This window comes from Ureibacillus chungkukjangi (genome assembly GCF_044795995.1).
Taxonomy (GTDB): Bacteria; Bacillota; Bacilli; order Bacillales_A; family Planococcaceae; genus Ureibacillus; species Ureibacillus chungkukjangi.
In genome coordinates this window covers 2,113,733-2,131,460 of the sequence record NZ_CP085009.1, presented here as the reverse complement: position 1 = coordinate 2,131,460, position 17,728 = coordinate 2,113,733, and the positions used below count along the sequence as shown (strand labels likewise).

Here is a 17,728-nt window from a genome sequence, read left to right as displayed (position 1 = left end):
ACAGCATTAACTAGTAAAGAGAAGGAGGGCTGAGAATGGGTTTGGACTGGAATTCCAATAAAGATACAAATGATGATCGTGGGAACAATCGGATAGAAAGTGAAGTGATTTTTGAGAGGAATTCGCTCATCATCGGTCAAAATTTTTGTGTGAATGCCACGATAGGTGGAGAGCAAAAGCTGATTATAGAAGAAGATTCAATAACTGAAAATAATCAAGAGGATACAACCATTGATGATTCCTCTAATTTTTTTCCTGAAACTGACACGGTAGAGGAACCTCCAAAAAATCAAGATTACACACTCATATATGCAGCCCCAGCATCACCCATGCGTGCGCCACTTCTTATAACAGTAATAGCGCGTAATTTGTCTGACAATGATGTCTTAATAAGTATGGAAGATGATGATGAGGTGCTAGTCGAAGAAATTGTTCCTGCCAATTCAGAATTAGCATTAACTGCTCAAAATGCATTATTTATAAGAGCGCTAGCACTTGAAGAAAGTCATGTGCAATTTTTTATTAGTGTTTATCATCCAACAAATCCATATTAATCTAACAGTTTGTTTTATTTGATTTTTCATATTAGTCAGCTCACCAATAATCTCAGGACTTACATCTAAAAGCCGAGAATATATCTTCTACATATTTAGAAGGTTGCAAAAGAAAATTATCAGAATTCCTAATATAAACTTTTATAGGGCAAGTTAATATATAGTAAAAAGGTTGGTAAAAAATCCAACCTTTTAATTTTTCAATTGGAAAATATAAAAAAGGCAATCGCCCATGACGAATGCCTAAAGATAATTATTGATTAGTTACTTTCATAATTTCTACATAGAATTTAATCGCATTAATATAGTTTTCACTACTTATGTGTTCATTGGTGCCATGCATTCTGTTTAAATCTTCAGATGTAATTTGAACTGGCAAGAAGCGGTAGGTATTGTCAGAGATAATATCATAATGCTTAGCGTCTGAACCAGCGAACATTAAATATGGTGCAATGATGGCATCATTATAGACATTTCGTGCTGCTTGTTGAATTGCTTTAAATTGAGGACCGTCTGTTGATGATACACTAGAACTTTCTGAACCAGTGACTGTAACTGTAATCCCATCATCATCTATAGTTTTAACAATAAATTCTTTCACATCCTCTAACGAATCTCCTGGCATTAATCGTAAATTTATTATTGCGGTTGCTTCTTCAGGCAACGCATTATATTGTTCACCAGCATGGAAGATAGTAGGGGCGATGGTTGTACGAATTAGTGCTGCTGTAGCTGGCTCCTTAAGCAAAATCTGCTCAATTATGGACTTGAATATAATTTTATTTGAAAAGACATATTTCATGCCAAAGCTCATTTCTGGTGCAACAAATTCAAATAAGTCATTGCCGGGACCTCGTAATTTCCCTTCAAATTGAGTTTCTTCTAGTGCTGCAATAGCGCTTGCAATACGCCCGATATTTGTTCGATCTTTAGGCTGGGAGGAATGTCCACCACTACCTTTTATCGTCAATTCAGCAGTAGCAGAGCCTTTTTCAGATATTCCAACAACCCCAACTGGTTGGTCAACTCCCGGCACCATATTTTCAACTATAGCACCGCCTTCATCTAGAACAAAGTCAAATTGTATTCCTCGTTGTTTTAGACTATCTGCAATGGCTTTTGCTCCTAGCTCGCCACCGATTTCTTCATCAAACCCAAACATAAAATAGATATCTCTCGAAGGTGTAAAGCCTTCTTTAAGTAAGTATTCAGCGGCCTCTAATATTCCGATAACACCGATTTTATCATCTAACGTTCCACGCCCCCAGATTAACCCGTCTTGTACGGCTCCACTAAATGGGTCTTTTTCCCAATTACCTTCTGTTCCACTAAGGACTGGTACGACATCATAATGGCTGGTTAGACCAATGGGTTTAGTATTAGGGTTTGTGCCTTCCCATTTGTATACAAGAGCGTAATCATTGATGGTCTCTAACTCTAGATTTTCGTGAACGGTTGGATAACTATCCATTAAAAAAGAGATGAATTTGTCAAACTCCTGTAAATCAAATTTTTCACGTTCTTGATAGGAAATAGTTTTATACGTAAGCGCTTTCGAAAACTTCTCTATAGCTGCATTTTCATCAAGTTCCACGGAGCTAGGAACAATAGGTGGTTGTTTTGAGGCTGTTAAAAATGTATTCGTTAATGTAAAACCGATAAATACAACTAATAGTGCAAGCAGGATAAATAGAAATTTCTTAAATTTCATGACTAATTTCTCCATTCAAAAGTATTAAATTAATATTCTATTAATTATACGATTAATCCTGCAAATATATGAGATATGACCAAAAGATAAGTAATCATCAAAGAGGATACCTAGCTGACATTACCATCTTTGGTAGGAACTTTTTTATGATTAAATCCAGAAAAATAATAATTAGTTTCTTAATGAAAACGCTTTATTTTTTTCGCATAAGTGATTTGAAATTTACATACCGTGTTGTAACTGAGTATTCCGAAAAATTGTGAACATTGTTTAACAATTTTCTACTCAAATAATTTGACTTTAAGGAGATGGATTTGAATGGATTTTACATTAACAGATGAGCAAAAAATGATTCAAAAAACAGTTCGTGACTTTGTAAATAAAGAACTTAAACCATTAGAGCAAGAGGTATTAAAAAACGAAAGAGAAGGTAGACCTGGAATCTCACGTGAAAAGGTAAAGGAATTACGAGAAAAAGCAAAAGAGATTGGCTTCTGGGGCATCAATACACCTGAGGAATATGGTGGTGCGAATTTAGGTCCGATTATGTCGGTATTAATAGCTATGGAGTTAGGTAGAACTTTTGTGCCGTTTAACTTTGGTGGTACAGCTGACAACATTCTATATTTATGTAACGAAGAACAAAAAAAGAAATATTTATTACCTACCATCAATGGGGAAAGACGTTCATGCTTTGCATTAACTGAACCAGGTGCAGGATCTGATGCTAGAAGTATTACAATGCAGGCTGTAAAAGATGGGGATCATTGGGTTTTAAATGGAGAAAAGGTATTTATAACAAACGGAAATGAAGCAGATTTTGCGATGGTTTTTGCTGTTACTGATAAAGAAAAGGGTGCAAACGGCGGTGTAACTTGCTTCTTAGTTGATAGAGAAATGGGCTGGACATCTGAATATATTTATACAATGGGTGAATGGGGCCCAGCTACTCTTGTATTTGATAATGTACGTGTTCCAGAAGAAAATATTTTAGGCGAAATAGGGCAAGGGTTTAACCTGGGGATGCAATGGATTGGTCAAGGGCGATATATGATTCCAGCTGGGGCAATTGGTGCATCAGAGAGATTATTACAAATGGCCATCGATTATTCAAAAACTCGTGTTACTTTCGGGAAGCCGATTGCTGAACGTCAAGCAGTACAATGGATGATTGCAGATTCAGCTGTTGAAATTGAAGCAGCAAAATGGATTGTCTTTAGAGCTGCATGGATGGCTGAAAATGGAATGGATGCACGTCATCAGTCTTCAATGGCCAAATTAAATGGTGCAATTATGGCAAACGAGGTTGTCGATCGTGTTCTTCAAATTCATGGTGGAATGGGTTATACGAAGGAATTACCAATCGAACGTTGGTATAGAGAGCTTAGACTGTATCGAATCTTTGAAGGTACTGATGAAATTCAACGTCGAACAATTGCACGTAACCTATTAAAAGGGCATGCAAAAGTGGGAGAGTTATTATAAAAAAACAAGAATTGCAAAGAACTCGTTATCAACATACTATCTGGTCAGTTATTATACCCTAATAATACTAACCGGTTAGTTATACTAAGTATTCTTGAATGAATATACCGTAAGACAAAAAGTTCTTCCATATTTTTGAGTTATTTAGTGCTTGTATTAAGGGGCATGCACTAAATAAAAGTGACAAAAACGGAAGAATGCTTCATCTTCCGTTTCTGTTCTACCATAGTGAAAGAAGATGAGAAGTTATGATGGATAGGAAGGCATTCTTTTTACTAGGATTCATAATGTTTTTGACGATGACAGGTTATGGAATAGTGCTTCCTACTTTACCTTTTTTAGCAGATGATTTAAACCTAACTTCAGTCCAAATGTCATCATTGATCATTATCTGGGCTATTGCACAGCTGATAACTGCACCAATTTGGGGACGTTTGGCAGATAAGATAGGAAGAAAACCCGTATTAATAATGGGTGTTTTTGGCTTTGGAATCGCCTTTTTACTATTAATTTTTGCTCAAAATTATTGGCAATTGCTGTTAGTAAGGCTAATTGGTGCCGCGATTTCATCAGGTGCACACCCTGCCGCTTTTTCAATGGTGGCAGATCAAACTAAAAAAGAGTATAGGAATCAGGCTATTGCTAAAATGGGTGCTGTAAATGGGCTCGGTTTCCTTTGTGGTCCGGCTATTGGGGGACTCTTTTCTCCGCTTGGTGTAGTGGTACCATTTATGATTGCTGGAGTGTTGGCATTAATCACACTTCCATTTGCACATTTCTATATCCAAGATACAAAAATTAGTAATGATGAAAAGGAAAGCGACGGTGAGGATTCTACTTCAACAGAGGATATAACTTTTTGGCAATCGCTTTTAATGGTAACTAAAGCTGGATATTGGAATCACTATACGATTATTTTGGGTTTATCGATCGCTGCTTCTAGTTTCTTTGGTTTACTTGGGTATTTTATGATTGAACGCTTCGATGCTACTCCAATATTTGTAAGTTTAGCCTTTAGTGCGCAGGCAGGTACATCTGTTATCGTGCAATTCTTTCTACTTAAGAAATGCTACGATCTTTGGGATGAAGAAACCATTACAAAATTCGGCTTAGTCATTGCAACAATCGGTTATTGCTTTATCAGTTTTGCGCCATTTATATGGGTTGCCCTAATAGGGTGTATCTTCACCGGTTTTGGTCAGTCATTAGTTCGTCCAACAACAATCGCGTTGCTATCAAAACGAAATGAGATGGGGCAAGGCATTACGATGGGACTCCAACATTCTATGGATAGCTTAGGAAGAATATTAGGTCCGCTTTGGGGGGGATGGGTATTTGTATTCCTGGCATCAGCTCCATTTATAACTTCCGCAATTATTACAGCTCTTCTTCTTGGAATAACATTTCTTTCTGCTTCACAACGAAGAATTCATATTCCCTTACCATTTAAAAGACACTAGTAACTCATATTAGAGAATAGTTGGCTCCTTATAAATGAAAGTGTTTTATATATTTGAATATAAAATTTTACTATGAAAATAGTAAATAAATTTAGGAGGGTAACATGCTACTAACTGAATTATTAGGGGAAAATATTAAAAAGTTTGGTGAGTATAACCTTCTTTACTATAATGACAAATCTTACACAAATTGTGAGACAGAGATTATATGTAAAAAAGTCTCAAGTCTGATTCATTCACTTGGTGTGGAAAAAGGGGATCGAGTACTTATTTGCATGCCGAATTGTCCAGAGGTCATCTTTTCTTATCAGGGTGTATTAGGTGCAGGAGGCATCATCGTTCCAGTTATGTACCTCCTTCATGAAAATGAAATTAACTTTATACTGAAAAATTCTGAAGCAAAAGTGGTCATTACATCATCACTTCTCTTACAAAAAATTACGAATGCTGCAAATGGATTAAGTGAAAAACCTAAAGTTATTTGTATCGACCAACCAAATGAAAGTGATATGCAAAAAGGTACCGATATTATCGAATGGGATAAAGCACTGGTGAATATGCCTATCTATGAAAATGCTTCTTTAGATTTAAAAGAATCTGATGTAGCAGTTATCTTATATACATCTGGTACAACAGGAGTACCTAAGGGTGTTATGCTTACACATAAAAATCTATATGCCAATTCTATGTCAGGATTAGCTTTACGAGATGAAGAGGATACAAGAGGCACTACAATCGGTGTTCTTCCATTAGCACATATTTATGGGTTTGGAATTATGAACGGAATGTTCTTGCTTGGAAGCTCTGTTGTAATCTTCTCCAAATTTGAGGCAGAGGAAGTATTTAAAGTAATCGAAAAGTACAAGGTAAAATCCTTTGCGGCAGTTCCGGCTATGGTGCATGCAATGCTTTACCACCCCAATGCTGAGCAATATGACTTGTCTAGCTTAGAAACAGTAGGGTCTGGATCAGCTGCTTTAGCCATAAGTTTACGCCATAAATTTAAAGAAAGGTTTGGCGCAGAGGTAAGGGACGCTTATGGATTATCAGAGGCTTCGCCAGGAGTAGCATCTCAACGAAATGGGATGCCTATTAAAGAAGGCTCTGTGGGAGTTCCAATGCCAGGTGTACAAATAAAAATTGTCGACGAGCAAGGGCAAGAGCTACCAGTTGGTGAAGTGGGAGAATTATTGGTTTTAGGTGAAAATGTAACACCAGGTTATTTTAGAAATGAAGAAGCAACTAAAAAAGCGCTGCAAAACGGATGGCTTCATACAGGTGATATGGCAAAGGTTGATGATGAGGGCTATTTGTATATTGTCGATCGTAAAAAGGATTTAATTATTCGAGGTGGATTTAATGTATATCCGCGAGATTTAGAAGAATTATTAGTGAAGCACGACGCAGTGCTAGAAGCCGCAGTAATTGGTGTCCCTTCAGAGAGGATGGGAGAAGAAATCCTTGCCTGTATTGTGAAAAAACCTGGAGCGAATGTAAGTGAGGGTGAATTGATTGATTATTGCCAAAAAAACCTGGCAAAATATAAAACCCCACGCCATATTGAGTTTATCGAGGAGCTGCCAAGAAATGGAGTGGGTAAAATATTGAAAACAAAGCTAAGAGAGCATTTTGCTAGACTTACTTTAGATAACTAAAGCTATGAAACTAAAGATGAAAGGAGGAATTTTATTGGCCCAAAACGCGAATACACTCTTGAAAGTGGAAGACATGAAAACGGTATTTAAAACAAGAGAAGGACATCTAGAGGCAGTAGATGGGGTTTCCTTTAGTATTGCAAAGGGTGAGACTGTAGCCATTGTTGGCGAGTCAGGATCAGGTAAAAGTGTATCTGCTCTTTCCATATTAAGATTACTAGATAGTAATGGTGAAGTGATTTCAGGGAAAATATTATTCAATGATTTGAATTTGAAGGATTTGAGTAATGATGAGATCCGGAAAATTAGAGGAAACGAGATTGCTATGATTTTTCAGGATCCAATGACGTGCTTGGACCCAGTGTATACTATCGGAGATCAAATTATTGAGACCATCAAAATTCATGAAGACCTAAGTAGAACGGAATTGCGTCTAAGAGCTCTGGAATTATTGAAGCTAGTTGGGTTGCCTGATCCTGAAAGTAGAATCGATGCTTTTCCTCATCAATTATCCGGTGGACAGAGGCAACGGGTAATGATTGCTATTGCTCTTGCATGTAGACCAAATCTAATTATTGCAGATGAGCCAACTACCGCTCTAGATGTGACAGTCCAGGCACAAATCATGCAATTGTTAAAAGACTTACAAGATCAATTTGGAACAGCCATTATTCTAGTGACCCATGATTTAGGTGTTGTTGCAGAAATGGCTGATAAAGTAGTTGTTGTCTATGCAGGGCAGGTTGTCGAGCAATCAAATGTGAAGGATTTGTTTAACAAACCAGTGCATCCATATACAGAAGCACTATTAAAAAGTATTCCGAAAATAGATACAGATAAGAATCGGAGACTGCAAACGATAAAAGGGAATGTACCAAGCTTGAAGGATATGCCAACAGGCTGCCGTTTTCATCCTAGGTGTCCTCTTGCTACAGAAAAATGTAAAAATGAGGAGCCGCCATTATTCGATGTTGAGAATAATCGGGTAAGTAAGTGCTGGATTGCAGATCCTAATCTACAAGAAGCATGGGACATTCCAATTAGTACAGACCATAATGAGGCTGATTTTGCCATCAATGAGCATTTAGTTAGTAAAAATAACCTATTAGAAGTAATTAATTTGAAAAAATACTTCCCGATTACAAAAGGGGTTTTGTCTCGAACTATTGGTCACGTTAAGGCTGTTGATGGGGTATCGCTTGCTATAAATAAGGGAGAGGTACTGGGTTTAGTAGGCGAATCGGGTTGTGGTAAATCAACCGTAGGACGTTTAATAACAGGGCTTATAGATGCTACCGATGGTGATGTAAGCTTTGATGGAAAGCAATTAGCAAATGTAAATAGAAAAGATAAAAAAGGAATTAGGAAAAGAATACAGTTTGTTTTTCAGGATCCATATAGTTCCTTGAATCCGCGGATGACGATAATGGATATAATTGGTGAACCCTTGGAAGTTCATAATTTAGCAAAGGGTGCCAAGAAAAAAGAAAGAGTCGGAGAGTTACTTGAAATTGTAGGTTTATCCAAAAACGATATGTTTAAATTTCCTCATCAATTTTCTGGGGGACAAAGGCAAAGAATTGGGATTGCCAGAGCATTGGCAACTGAACCAGAGCTATTGATTTGCGATGAGGCAGTTTCAGCATTGGATGTCTCTGTTCAGGCACAAATACTCAACCTACTAAAAGATTTACAGCTTAAATTGGGATTATCCTATTTGTTTATCTCTCACGATTTAAATGTAGTTAAGTATATTTCGGATCGAATTGCGGTGATGTATTTGGGAGAGATTGTTGAGGTATCAGATTCGGAAGAGTTATTTAAGGAACCACTGCATCCATATGCAAAGGCCCTTATATCCGCAGTCCCAGTACCAAATCCTGATATAGAACCTGATAGAATCATTTTAAAAGGGGAAGTGCCAAGTCCCTCTAACCCTCCTGAAGGGTGCAAATTCCATACGAGATGCCCATATGCGATGGATATTTGCAAGAAACAAAAACCAGTAATGAAGGCTCAATCGGAAGGTCATATTGTTTCATGTCATCTCTATGGGGAGGAGCATAGGACATGATTGAATATATTGTCAGGCGCTTAATATTCGGAATATTCGTTCTATTTATTATGACTACTTTTATTTTTATCATCATGAGGGCAGTCCCTGGTGATGTTGTAACTCTCCAGTTAGCGAATTCAGGTGCTTCAGCAGAACAAATGGAGGCATTAAAGGTTGAAATGGGGCTAGATAAGAGTGTATTAGGACAGCTGGTTGACTGGGGAACAAATGCTATACAAGGCGATTTAGGAAAATCCCTTTGGTCAGGACATCAGGTGTCACAAATTATTCTAGAAAGACTTCCGGTCACTATTCAATTGGCGATTATGTCAATAATTTTAGCCATTATTATTGGAATACCGATAGGGGTAATATCAGCTGTAAAACAAAATACATTTATCGACCACTTTTTAAAAGTCATTTCTATAGGTGGTTTATCCATACCTAATTTTTGGTTGGGGCTAATATTGCTAACAGTATTATCCTTAGCTTTAAATTGGATACCACCACTAGGCTATCAATCATTTGCTGAAAATCCCATTGTAAATCTACAGCAAATGTTTTTACCGGCAATCTGTCTGGCGATTACACTCAGTGCAAGTATCGTCCGTATGACTAGGTCGGCCGTTCTTGAAGTATTGCATTCTGAATTTATAAGAACTGTGCGAGCAAAGGGTGCTAAAGAAGGGATTGTAATATTCAAGCACGCGCTTAGAAATTCTTTAGTTTCTGTTATTACACTAATCGGTTTACAGGTGGGTTATTTACTGGGTGGAACTGTCGTTCTTGAATCGATATTTGCACTTCCAGGTTTGGGCAGTCTAATTTTTGAATCGGTTTTGGTAAGAGATTATCCGATTGTTCAATCGACAGTGTTGGTGTTTGGTGCGATGTTTTTACTAGTGAATCTGATTGTAGATGTTATGTATGGATGGGTAGATCCACGAATTAGAGCTAAATAATATAGTCATTATTCTTGTTTCAAGAAAAGGAAGTGATTCACATGTCCCAAGTTCAATTAGACTCTGAGTTGCCGAAAGAGAGGATTTCAGCAGGCAAGAATTTGCATCTAAAAAAATTTAAAGAGGACTGCAAACGATTTATCTACACACAAAAAATCGGCTTTGTATCGCTCTTAATCATCCTAATAGTGGTCGCAGTTGCAATTATTGCTCCAATCATCGCACCCTTTGACCCAATAAGCCAGGATCGTGCAGCTTTTTTGGCAGCTCCAAGTGCTGATCATATTATGGGAACTGATGATTTAGGTCGAGATGTGTTTAGTCGCCTTGTTTATGGTTCTCGTATCTCCTTACTTGTTGGAATTGCAACAGTTGTCATTTCAATTTTTTTAGGAACAATGATAGGAATGATTTCAGGTTACTTCGGTGGAATTGTAGATATGATTATTCAACGGATAATGGATGCCATCATGTCAATTCCTGCATTGATTCTAGCTTTGTTTATCGCGGCGCTGCTTGGACCTGCTATACAAAATGTGATTATTGCACTGGTGATTATAGAAGTACCCCGATTTGCCAGGATTGTACGAGGGGAAATGCTGAGAATTCGAGAATCAAATTATGTTGAAGCTTCCCGTTCCGTAGGGGCAGGTTCGTTTAGAATCATCTTGAAGCATGGATTACCGAATATGATGGCACCTATTATTGTTATGGCAAGTCTTGCCTTTGGTCAAACGATTATAGCAGAGGCATCGCTTAGTTTTCTTGGAATAGGAACACCACCCCCCAATCCTTCTTGGGGACTAATGCTGAGTGATGCGAGCAGATATATGGAAAGTGCGCCATGGCTTGTACTTTTCCCAGGCTTAGCATTAAGTATCTTGGTATTGGCATTTAACTTATTTGGGGATGCACTTCGAGATTTCCTAGATCCAAAAATGTCTTAGCTCGTTAAAAAGAATTCCATGGGAGGAAATGATATGGAGAAAAGGTTGAAATCGATAGTAAGTTTATTGATTTTCGGGATATTGATAGTGGTCTTGAGTGCATGCTCCTCTAATAATTCAACTAATGAACCAGGTACTGATAATACTGAGGAAGCAGCATCCTCAGAGCCTAAAAGTGGTGGAACATATACAATATTATCTGCCGCGGATCCAGATATGCTAGATCCTCATCGTCAGTCATCCATCTACACTCATATGATGGCAGGTCTAGTTTATAACAAGCTAGTATCCTATGAAACAGGACCAGGTGTTGACTATACAGATTATAATGTTGTACCAGATTTAGCTGAGGATTGGACTATCTCTGAAGATGGAAAAGTTTATACTTTCTTCCTTCGCGAGGCGTACTGGCATGATAAGGAACCGGTAAATGGTAGACAGGTTACAGCAGAGGATGTTGTAGCCACAATGGAAAGAATTATTTCTCTACCTGGACATCAAGCGGCCCTGCTTTCGGAGGTAGAAAGTATTGTAGCTCAAGATCCTCAAACTGTAGTTTTCACTTTGAAACAACCATTTGCGCCTTTCTTAAACTTTATGGCTAACCATTTTATGTGGATATTACCGAAAGAGGCTATGGAGGGGAAAGTAGATTTAGCAACAGATGCAATTGGAACAGGTCCTTTTGTATTAGAAAAATGGGAGGATAATGTGCAAGCAACATATAAAAAAAATCCGAACTACTATGAGGAAGGTAAACCTTATCTTGATGAAGTAATTTATAAAGTGGTGCCAGATCAAGGATCTAGAATCGCAGCGTTTAGAACAGGGCAGGCAGATGGAATTGGTCAATTATCACCTGAACAGCTCACTCAGCTCCAGAAAACGAATCCAGATATCACTATTTTTGATGCATTATTCCCTACACAAGAACAGCTTTATATGAACATGGAGCGCAAGCCTTTTGACGATATACGAATTCGCAAAGCGATAAGCATGGCTGTCGACCGTCAATCTATGGTAAATGCAATCTATGGAGGCGGGGAAACGAGCGGACCTGTTAACCCTTCTTTAGGAGATTGGGCATTACCTTTGGAGGAACGTGAAGCCTTACAACCATACAATCCGGAAGAAGCGAAAAAGCTTTTAGCAGAAGCAGGATATCCAAATGGTTTTGATACAACAATGATTGTTACAAATGGTTACGGAGAACAATTAGTACGTGTTGCTCAATGGGTTGCAGAGGATTTAAGAAATATCGGAATAAATGTAGAAATCGAAATTGTCGAATATGCTGCCTACTTCTCAGAAAGATGGCCAAAAGTAGATTACGATATGGGGATAGGCTATCAAACCTACTTCCAAGAGCCAGACGAGTGGCTTCGAACACAGCTTCATACAAATGGTTCACGAAATTGGTACAACATAAGTGATCCAGAATTAGACAAAATGCTTGACGAGCAACGACTTATCTTAGATGTAAACGAAAGAAAAGAATATGTACATGAAATTCAGCGTTATGTATTAGAAAACTTGGTGAATCCAGTAACATTAACTACTTACTATACAACTACTCCAAGACATGCTTATGTAAAGGATCTATATCCACACGCTTCTTATGGGTATGGCTATTTGAAGGATGTTTGGATCGATAAATAGAATCTATTTATAAATTACTAGCTTTCATGAAAGGTATGTGAGAACACATTCTTATAAAAGAAGGATTGAGTACATTGCAAAGAGTAGAAAGATTGGAGTTAACAACCAACTTTCCAATTGGTCCAGTATATTCATATGTTGTTTTTGGAGAGAAATTAACCCTTATCGATGCAGGGCTAAAAAATAAGCAAGGCTGGGATGAGTTAAATAAGGGGCTCCATCTGTTAGGCTTAGGGCTAACAGATATCGAGCAAATTGTGATAACTCATCATCATAATGATCATACCGGCATGGTGGATTGGATTCTAGAAAAAAATCCATCAGTCTCTATCTACGCACATAAGGATACTGAAATGATTTTAAAAGATGAGAGCTATCTAGCATGGAGCTCGGAATTTTTTGAGAGACTATTCCTAGAATTTGGTTTAACAAAGGAATTGGCCATTAAATGGGCATATCGTAAGGGACACCGTGATTACTTCCAGCTTGCTACGGTTGATGAAGTGCTTCAAGATGGCGATTCTGTGCCAGGTTTGCCTGGTTGGAAAGTAATTGAAACACTAGGACATTCTCAGGATCATATTTCTCTTTATTGCGGAGATACTCAGCAGTTTATTTGTGGTGATAACATCATAAAAGGCGTACATGGCGGGATATTTTTAGATGCGCCTAAACAAGGAGAAGAGCGAGCTAAGCCCTTGCTGCAATACCTAAATAATTTGGAAATATGCAGAAAGCTTCCAGCAAAAGTAACTTATTCAGGACATGGCCCTATCATTGATAATTTAAATGGGGCAATTGATGGACACATCAATAATATTGAAAACCGAGCAAATCGTGTCATCAATACCTTGAAGAAATTAGATAATAGTGCAACAGGACTTGAAATCATCCAAGACATGTACCGAGGTAGATATGAAAAGGCTGTGATCACCTTTGTTTTTGAGATTGTTAGTGTTCTTGATATGCTCCAAGAGCGAAATATTGTATTTGCAGAAAAACTAAATGGTGTCTATCAGTACCGATTGATAAATGGAGATTAAATCTATTAAAAAGTCCTAAGTGAGAAGTGCTTCATTCAAGGAATAATTTTCAATTTGGATGCAGTCTACAAATACTCAATCTCATTTTGAAGAAAAAACGCTGCCCTCAGAATATTTCTATAAAACTATTAATAGAATATTAGGACATAATTTTAGTATATAAATAGGAGGAATTTAATTTGACACAGAGGTTTGATAATAGAGTTGCTTTTATTACAGGTGGTAGCCGTGGAATTGGCAAAGGAATTGCAGAGACTTTTGCTGAAGAAGGGGCTAAGATTGCCATTATTGATATCAATGAAGAAGCCTTACAGGAAGTTGAAGCAGAGTTTAAGGAAAAGGGCATCAACATTTTGGCAATTCAAGCAAATGTTGTGAAAGCAGCAGAAGTAGAAGCTGCAATGGAGCAGGTAGTGAAAGAGTTTGGTTCTATTGATATATTAGTCAACAATGCAGGAATCATCCGAGACAACTTACTTTTCAAAATGACAGATAGTGACTGGGATCAAGTAATTGATGTTCACTTGAAGGGTGCATTTAATACAACGCGTGCTGCACAAAAGTATATGGTGCAGCAAAAGTACGGGAGAATCATTAATATTTCTTCAACTTCAGCATTAGGAAATCCAGGGCAAGCCAATTACTCCGCTGTAAAAGCTGGTTTACAGGGGCTAACAAAAACGCTTGCCAAGGAGCTTGGAAAGTTTGGAATTACTTCAAACTCAGTTGCTCCAGGATTCATAGAAACTGATATGACAAAGGCAACAGCAGAAAGAATAGGTGTGTCCTTTGAAGATTTCTTAAAGGGAGTAGCGAGTAAAATACCAGTTGGGCGAGCTGGAAAACCAAGTGATATTGCCAATGCAGTAGCCTTCTTTGCAGACGAAAAATCTTCTTTTGTTAACGGTCAGGTAATCTATGTGGCAGGTGGGCCAACAAATTAATAAAAAGGAGTGTGACGCATGTATACAGATTATATCGGTCTAACTTCAACCAAGGTTAAGAATGTAGTTGAACGAGAGCTTGTTAGACGCTTTGCCGATTCGATTGGAGATAATCATCCAATTTATATAGATGAAGAAACGGGGAAACAATCTAGGTTTGGTACCAATATTGCACCTCCTACCTTCCCTCGAGTTTTAAGATCTGGGACAATTGATGGTCTAAAATTACCCTTGAATGGCCTGATTCACGGAGAGCAAATTTATCATTATGAAAGACCGCTATTGATAGGAGAAGAAGTCTACTGTTATTCAAAAATAGAAGATTACTATGAAAAAGAAGGTAGTACAGGGAAAATGGGCTTTCTAAAAATGAGAAGATATGGTGAGGATTCGAACGGACACTTAATCTTCACCGAGGAATCAATCACCATCATCACTGAAACCGTTAGGAGGTCATTGAACGTATGACAGTTTTAAAGGAAATCAGTATTGGTGAATCACTTGAAACAATCCTTAAACCTGTAAGTAGAATGGATTTAATCAAGTATTCAGGGTCTTCCGGAGATTTTAACCCAATCCATACAATAGACGAGGAAGCTAAGAAAGCGGGTTTGCCAGGGATAATTGCTCACGGTATGTGGACAATGGGGAATCTTTCAAAACTTTTTACTCCTTACTATGAAGACGGGTATATTACAGATTATAATATCCGCTTTTCTGGAATGGTGTTTTTAAATGATGTACTTACATTAAAGGCGGAATTAGTGGAGAAAATTGACCAATCACTACTCTTTGATGTAAAAGCCGTAAACCAGCATGAAAAAGATGTCGTTAAGGGAAAAATAAAATTTGAACTTTGCTAATGTTAGAGGGTTTGTCTCTATTAAAATAAACTAAAAGAGGCAGCCCTCCTTTTAATTCAAAGTAAATATATGAGAGGAAGGGTCTATGAAAAGAGACGCTGTAATTGTATCAGCAGTGCGTACTGCAATTGGGAAACAAGGTGGGACTTTGGCGAGTATTCCTGCCCACTATTATGGTGGGGAAGTCATTAAAGAAGCGGTTAAGCGTGCAAATATAAATCCTGAACTAATCGATGATGTTATTTTAGGAAATGTTCTTAGTGGTGGTGGCAATATTGCTAGATTGACAGCATTACAAGGTGGTCTATCTGTGAACATACCGGGGTTAACAATTGACCGACAATGCGGCTCTGGAATCAATGCTGTTGCGTTAGCTGCGCAAGCTATTGAATCTGGTGCGGGTGATATCTATGTTGCTGGTGGTATTGAAAGTATGAGTCGTGCACCCTATCAATATGAACGTCCTGAAAAAGCCTATAGCTCTATCCCTCCAAAACATCGAAAATCCCTGCTTGCACCTGAGGAAATCGGTAATCCTGCAATGGGAACTACTGCAGAAAATCTAGCGAAAAAATATGAGATAACTAGAAAAGAGCAGGATGAGTATTCATTAAGAAGTCAGCAAAGAATGGCAAGAGCCATCGAGGAAGGACGTTTTGATGAACAAATCGTGCCGATAAGTATTCCTGTACGTAAAGGAGAGCCTGTACTCTTCAACAAAGACGAACATCCACGTCCCAATTCAACTTTAGCTGCTTTAGCTAAATTACCTCCTGCCTTCGAAAGAGATGGTACGGTAACAGCAGGTAGCAGTTCAGGCCTAAATGATGCGGCATCAGCGCTAGTCGTCATGTCTCGTGAGAAAGCTGAAGAATTAGGAATTCAGCCACTTGCGACAATTAAAGGTGCAACAGTAGCAGGAGTTGACCCAAACATTATGGGAATTGGACCTGTGCCAGCAACGAAAAAATTAATGGAAAAGCTTGGTCTATCTTTAGCCGATATGGACATTGTTGAACTAAACGAGGCTTTCGCTGCTCAAGTGATTGCCTGTGACCGAGAATTAGAAATAGACCCAGAAAAGCTGAATGTAAATGGGGGAGCAATTGCTCATGGGCACCCATTAGGAGCAACAGGTGCAATTTTAATAACAAAGGCAGTTTATGAGTTAAAGCGATCTGCTGGTAAGTATGCCCTCATAACGGCATGTATTGGTGGAGGGCAAGGAATCTCTTTAGTAATTGAAAGGGAGCCAAACTAAAAATGTAACAAAATCTATTTTTTGAAGGGAACAATATTATGCGAGGAAGAATTATTAAAGAAAGTATAGACCTTTTTGATAAGAAGGGCTTCAGTAAAACTTCCATACAAGATATTGTTGATACGATAGGTGTAACAAAGGGGACCTTTTATTACTATTTTAAAAGTAAACAAGAGCTTTTAATGGATATTCATCAAAACTATATAAAAGAGCTTTTAAAGGAGCAGGAAGTAATTCTTAATGATGAATATATTAGCTGTAAAGAGAAGATGAATAGGCTAATTCATTTAATTATCAAAAATATAAAAGTGCATGGAAAGAGTGCAAGGGTTTTTAATAGAGAAGTTCGCCATTTAGATGAAACACAGGTGCTATTGGTCAATAAATATAGAAAAGACTTTCGCTTTAATCTGGAAAAGCTAATGGAAGAAGGTATTGAAAGGGGAGAATTCAGAAATCATTTAAGAAGTGATATCGTGATTTTTGGAATTCTTGGTATGGTTAACCGTTCTTACAATTGGTATAACCCGGACGGAAAGGTATCTGAAGAGGAGCTTGTATCAATATATATGGATTTAATCTTAAATGGAATAAAAGCAGATACAAATAGTCAATGATATAGTGGAACAAAAATAATTTAATCCCAAGAATCACAGTAGGAGAGCTATGAAAATTATACAAAAAAACCTTCACTTTTTAGAACCCTTTGAATCACTAGAAAAAGTACAACATATCATTGTTCACCATACTTCAAGAAAACATATGACAGCCGAGGAATGCCATGATTTTCACCAGAAAGAACGAGGCTGGAGTGGGATAGGCTATAATTATTTTATAGAAAAAGATGGATCCATTATTGAAGGTAGAGGACAACATGTAGGAGCTCATGCCTATGGACATAATCGCACCTCCATTGGAATTTGCATGACAGGAGATTTTGATAGTGAGTCACCAACAAACCAACAGTGGACATCCTTTCTATGGCTATGTGGTTATATGTTGAAATTATATAATTTAACCCCCTTACAAGTACTTGGCCATCGAGAGCTTGAAGGAGTGCAAAAAAGCTGTCCAGGTAAACTCATCAATATGGCTGAGGTTCGTAGTCAGGTAACAGAATACATTTAG

The 17,728-nt window shown here is 37.8% G+C and carries 16 protein-coding genes; 15 read left to right on the top strand and 1 reads right to left on the bottom strand.

Features of this window, described 5'->3' with window-relative positions; all coding sequences use genetic code 11:
- The first annotated feature begins 35 nt into the window (after positions 1-35).
- Complete coding sequence (locus LG296_RS10535) at positions 36-554, top strand: hypothetical protein (protein WP_107933285.1); 519 nt, start codon at positions 36-38, stop codon at positions 552-554.
- 253 nt (positions 555-807) lie between these two features.
- On the opposite strand, the gene LG296_RS10530 is transcribed toward LG296_RS10535, so the two are convergent.
- Positions 808-2,265 carry a M20 family peptidase gene (locus LG296_RS10530; RefSeq protein ID WP_181417971.1) on the bottom strand — a complete coding sequence of 486 codons (1,458 nt, stop codon included), beginning with the start codon at positions 2,263-2,265 and terminating at the stop codon, positions 808-810.
- 318 nt (positions 2,266-2,583) lie between these two features.
- Between LG296_RS10530 and LG296_RS10525 the strand changes: the two genes are divergently transcribed.
- The 14 genes from LG296_RS10525 to LG296_RS10460 all read left to right on the top strand — a co-directional run bounded on the left by LG296_RS10525 (position 2,584) and on the right by LG296_RS10460 (position 17,728).
- A complete protein-coding gene (locus tag LG296_RS10525) occupies positions 2,584-3,750 on the top strand; it encodes an acyl-CoA dehydrogenase family protein (protein ID WP_107933288.1) in 1,167 nt (388 codons plus the stop codon).
- Between the two features lie 248 nt (positions 3,751-3,998).
- Positions 3,999-5,210, top strand: a complete 1,212-nt coding sequence (locus LG296_RS10520; RefSeq protein WP_248283763.1) for an MFS transporter — start codon at positions 3,999-4,001, stop codon at positions 5,208-5,210.
- A gap of 104 nt (positions 5,211-5,314) precedes the next feature.
- Positions 5,315-6,865, top strand: a complete 1,551-nt coding sequence (locus tag LG296_RS10515) for a class I adenylate-forming enzyme family protein (protein WP_107933290.1) — start codon at positions 5,315-5,317, stop codon at positions 6,863-6,865.
- A gap of 34 nt (positions 6,866-6,899) precedes the next feature.
- A complete protein-coding gene (locus tag LG296_RS10510) occupies positions 6,900-8,939 on the top strand; it encodes an ABC transporter ATP-binding protein (RefSeq protein WP_268968868.1) in 2,040 nt (679 codons plus the stop codon).
- 50 nt (positions 8,940-8,989) lie between these two features.
- Entirely contained in the window at positions 8,990-9,883 is an 894-nt protein-coding gene (locus LG296_RS10505) for an ABC transporter permease (protein WP_404426984.1), read from the top strand.
- 41 nt (positions 9,884-9,924) lie between these two features.
- Complete coding sequence (locus LG296_RS10500) at positions 9,925-10,830, top strand: ABC transporter permease (RefSeq protein ID WP_107933296.1); 906 nt, start codon at positions 9,925-9,927, stop codon at positions 10,828-10,830.
- A 33-nt stretch (positions 10,831-10,863) separates the two neighbouring features.
- The gene (locus tag LG296_RS10495) at positions 10,864-12,489 is read left to right on the top strand and encodes an ABC transporter substrate-binding protein (RefSeq protein ID WP_107933298.1); all 1,626 of its coding nucleotides are present in this window, start codon (positions 10,864-10,866) and stop codon (positions 12,487-12,489) included.
- Positions 12,490-12,563: 74 nt separating this feature from the next.
- Complete coding sequence (locus LG296_RS10490) at positions 12,564-13,532, top strand: MBL fold metallo-hydrolase (RefSeq protein ID WP_235867588.1); 969 nt, start codon at positions 12,564-12,566, stop codon at positions 13,530-13,532.
- A 179-nt stretch (positions 13,533-13,711) separates the two neighbouring features.
- A complete protein-coding gene (fabG, locus tag LG296_RS10485) occupies positions 13,712-14,476 on the top strand; it encodes a 3-oxoacyl-ACP reductase FabG (protein WP_107933302.1) in 765 nt (254 codons plus the stop codon).
- A gap of 18 nt (positions 14,477-14,494) precedes the next feature.
- Entirely contained in the window at positions 14,495-14,944 is a 450-nt protein-coding gene (locus LG296_RS10480; protein WP_107933304.1) for a MaoC family dehydratase N-terminal domain-containing protein, read from the top strand.
- A complete protein-coding gene (locus LG296_RS10475) occupies positions 14,941-15,339 on the top strand; it encodes a MaoC family dehydratase (RefSeq protein WP_107933305.1) in 399 nt (132 codons plus the stop codon). The genes LG296_RS10480 and LG296_RS10475 overlap by 4 nt, the downstream gene beginning before the upstream one ends.
- 85 nt (positions 15,340-15,424) lie before the next feature.
- Complete coding sequence (locus LG296_RS10470; RefSeq protein WP_107933307.1) at positions 15,425-16,600, top strand: thiolase family protein; 1,176 nt, start codon at positions 15,425-15,427, stop codon at positions 16,598-16,600.
- A gap of 38 nt (positions 16,601-16,638) precedes the next feature.
- Positions 16,639-17,217, top strand: coding sequence for a TetR/AcrR family transcriptional regulator (locus LG296_RS10465; RefSeq protein ID WP_107933309.1), 579 nt, complete (start codon positions 16,639-16,641; stop codon positions 17,215-17,217).
- A 49-nt stretch (positions 17,218-17,266) separates the two neighbouring features.
- Positions 17,267-17,728: a peptidoglycan recognition family protein gene (locus tag LG296_RS10460; RefSeq protein WP_107933310.1), complete on the top strand. Its 462-nt coding sequence runs from the start codon at positions 17,267-17,269 to the stop codon at positions 17,726-17,728.

Bases quoted from the DNA above. Each gene is read 5' to 3' on its own strand.
- LG296_RS10535 (WP_107933285.1), top strand. From the start codon at position 36: ATGGGTTTGGACTGGAATTCCAATAAAGATACAAATGATGATCGTGGG.
- LG296_RS10530 (WP_181417971.1), bottom strand. From the start codon at position 2,265: ATGAAATTTAAGAAATTTCTATTTATCCTGCTTGCACTATTAGTTGTA.
- LG296_RS10525 (WP_107933288.1), top strand. From the start codon at position 2,584: ATGGATTTTACATTAACAGATGAGCAAAAAATGATTCAAAAAACAGTT.
- LG296_RS10520 (WP_248283763.1), top strand. From the start codon at position 3,999: ATGATGGATAGGAAGGCATTCTTTTTACTAGGATTCATAATGTTTTTG.
- LG296_RS10515 (WP_107933290.1), top strand. From the start codon at position 5,315: ATGCTACTAACTGAATTATTAGGGGAAAATATTAAAAAGTTTGGTGAG.
- LG296_RS10505 (WP_404426984.1), top strand. From the start codon at position 8,990: ATGACTACTTTTATTTTTATCATCATGAGGGCAGTCCCTGGTGATGTT.
- LG296_RS10500 (WP_107933296.1), top strand. From the start codon at position 9,925: ATGTCCCAAGTTCAATTAGACTCTGAGTTGCCGAAAGAGAGGATTTCA.
- LG296_RS10495 (WP_107933298.1), top strand. From the start codon at position 10,864: ATGGAGAAAAGGTTGAAATCGATAGTAAGTTTATTGATTTTCGGGATA.
- LG296_RS10480 (WP_107933304.1), top strand. From the start codon at position 14,495: ATGTATACAGATTATATCGGTCTAACTTCAACCAAGGTTAAGAATGTA.
- LG296_RS10475 (WP_107933305.1), top strand. From the start codon at position 14,941: ATGACAGTTTTAAAGGAAATCAGTATTGGTGAATCACTTGAAACAATC.
- LG296_RS10470 (WP_107933307.1), top strand. From the start codon at position 15,425: ATGAAAAGAGACGCTGTAATTGTATCAGCAGTGCGTACTGCAATTGGG.
- LG296_RS10465 (WP_107933309.1), top strand. From the start codon at position 16,639: ATGCGAGGAAGAATTATTAAAGAAAGTATAGACCTTTTTGATAAGAAG.
- LG296_RS10460 (WP_107933310.1), top strand. From the start codon at position 17,267: ATGAAAATTATACAAAAAAACCTTCACTTTTTAGAACCCTTTGAATCA.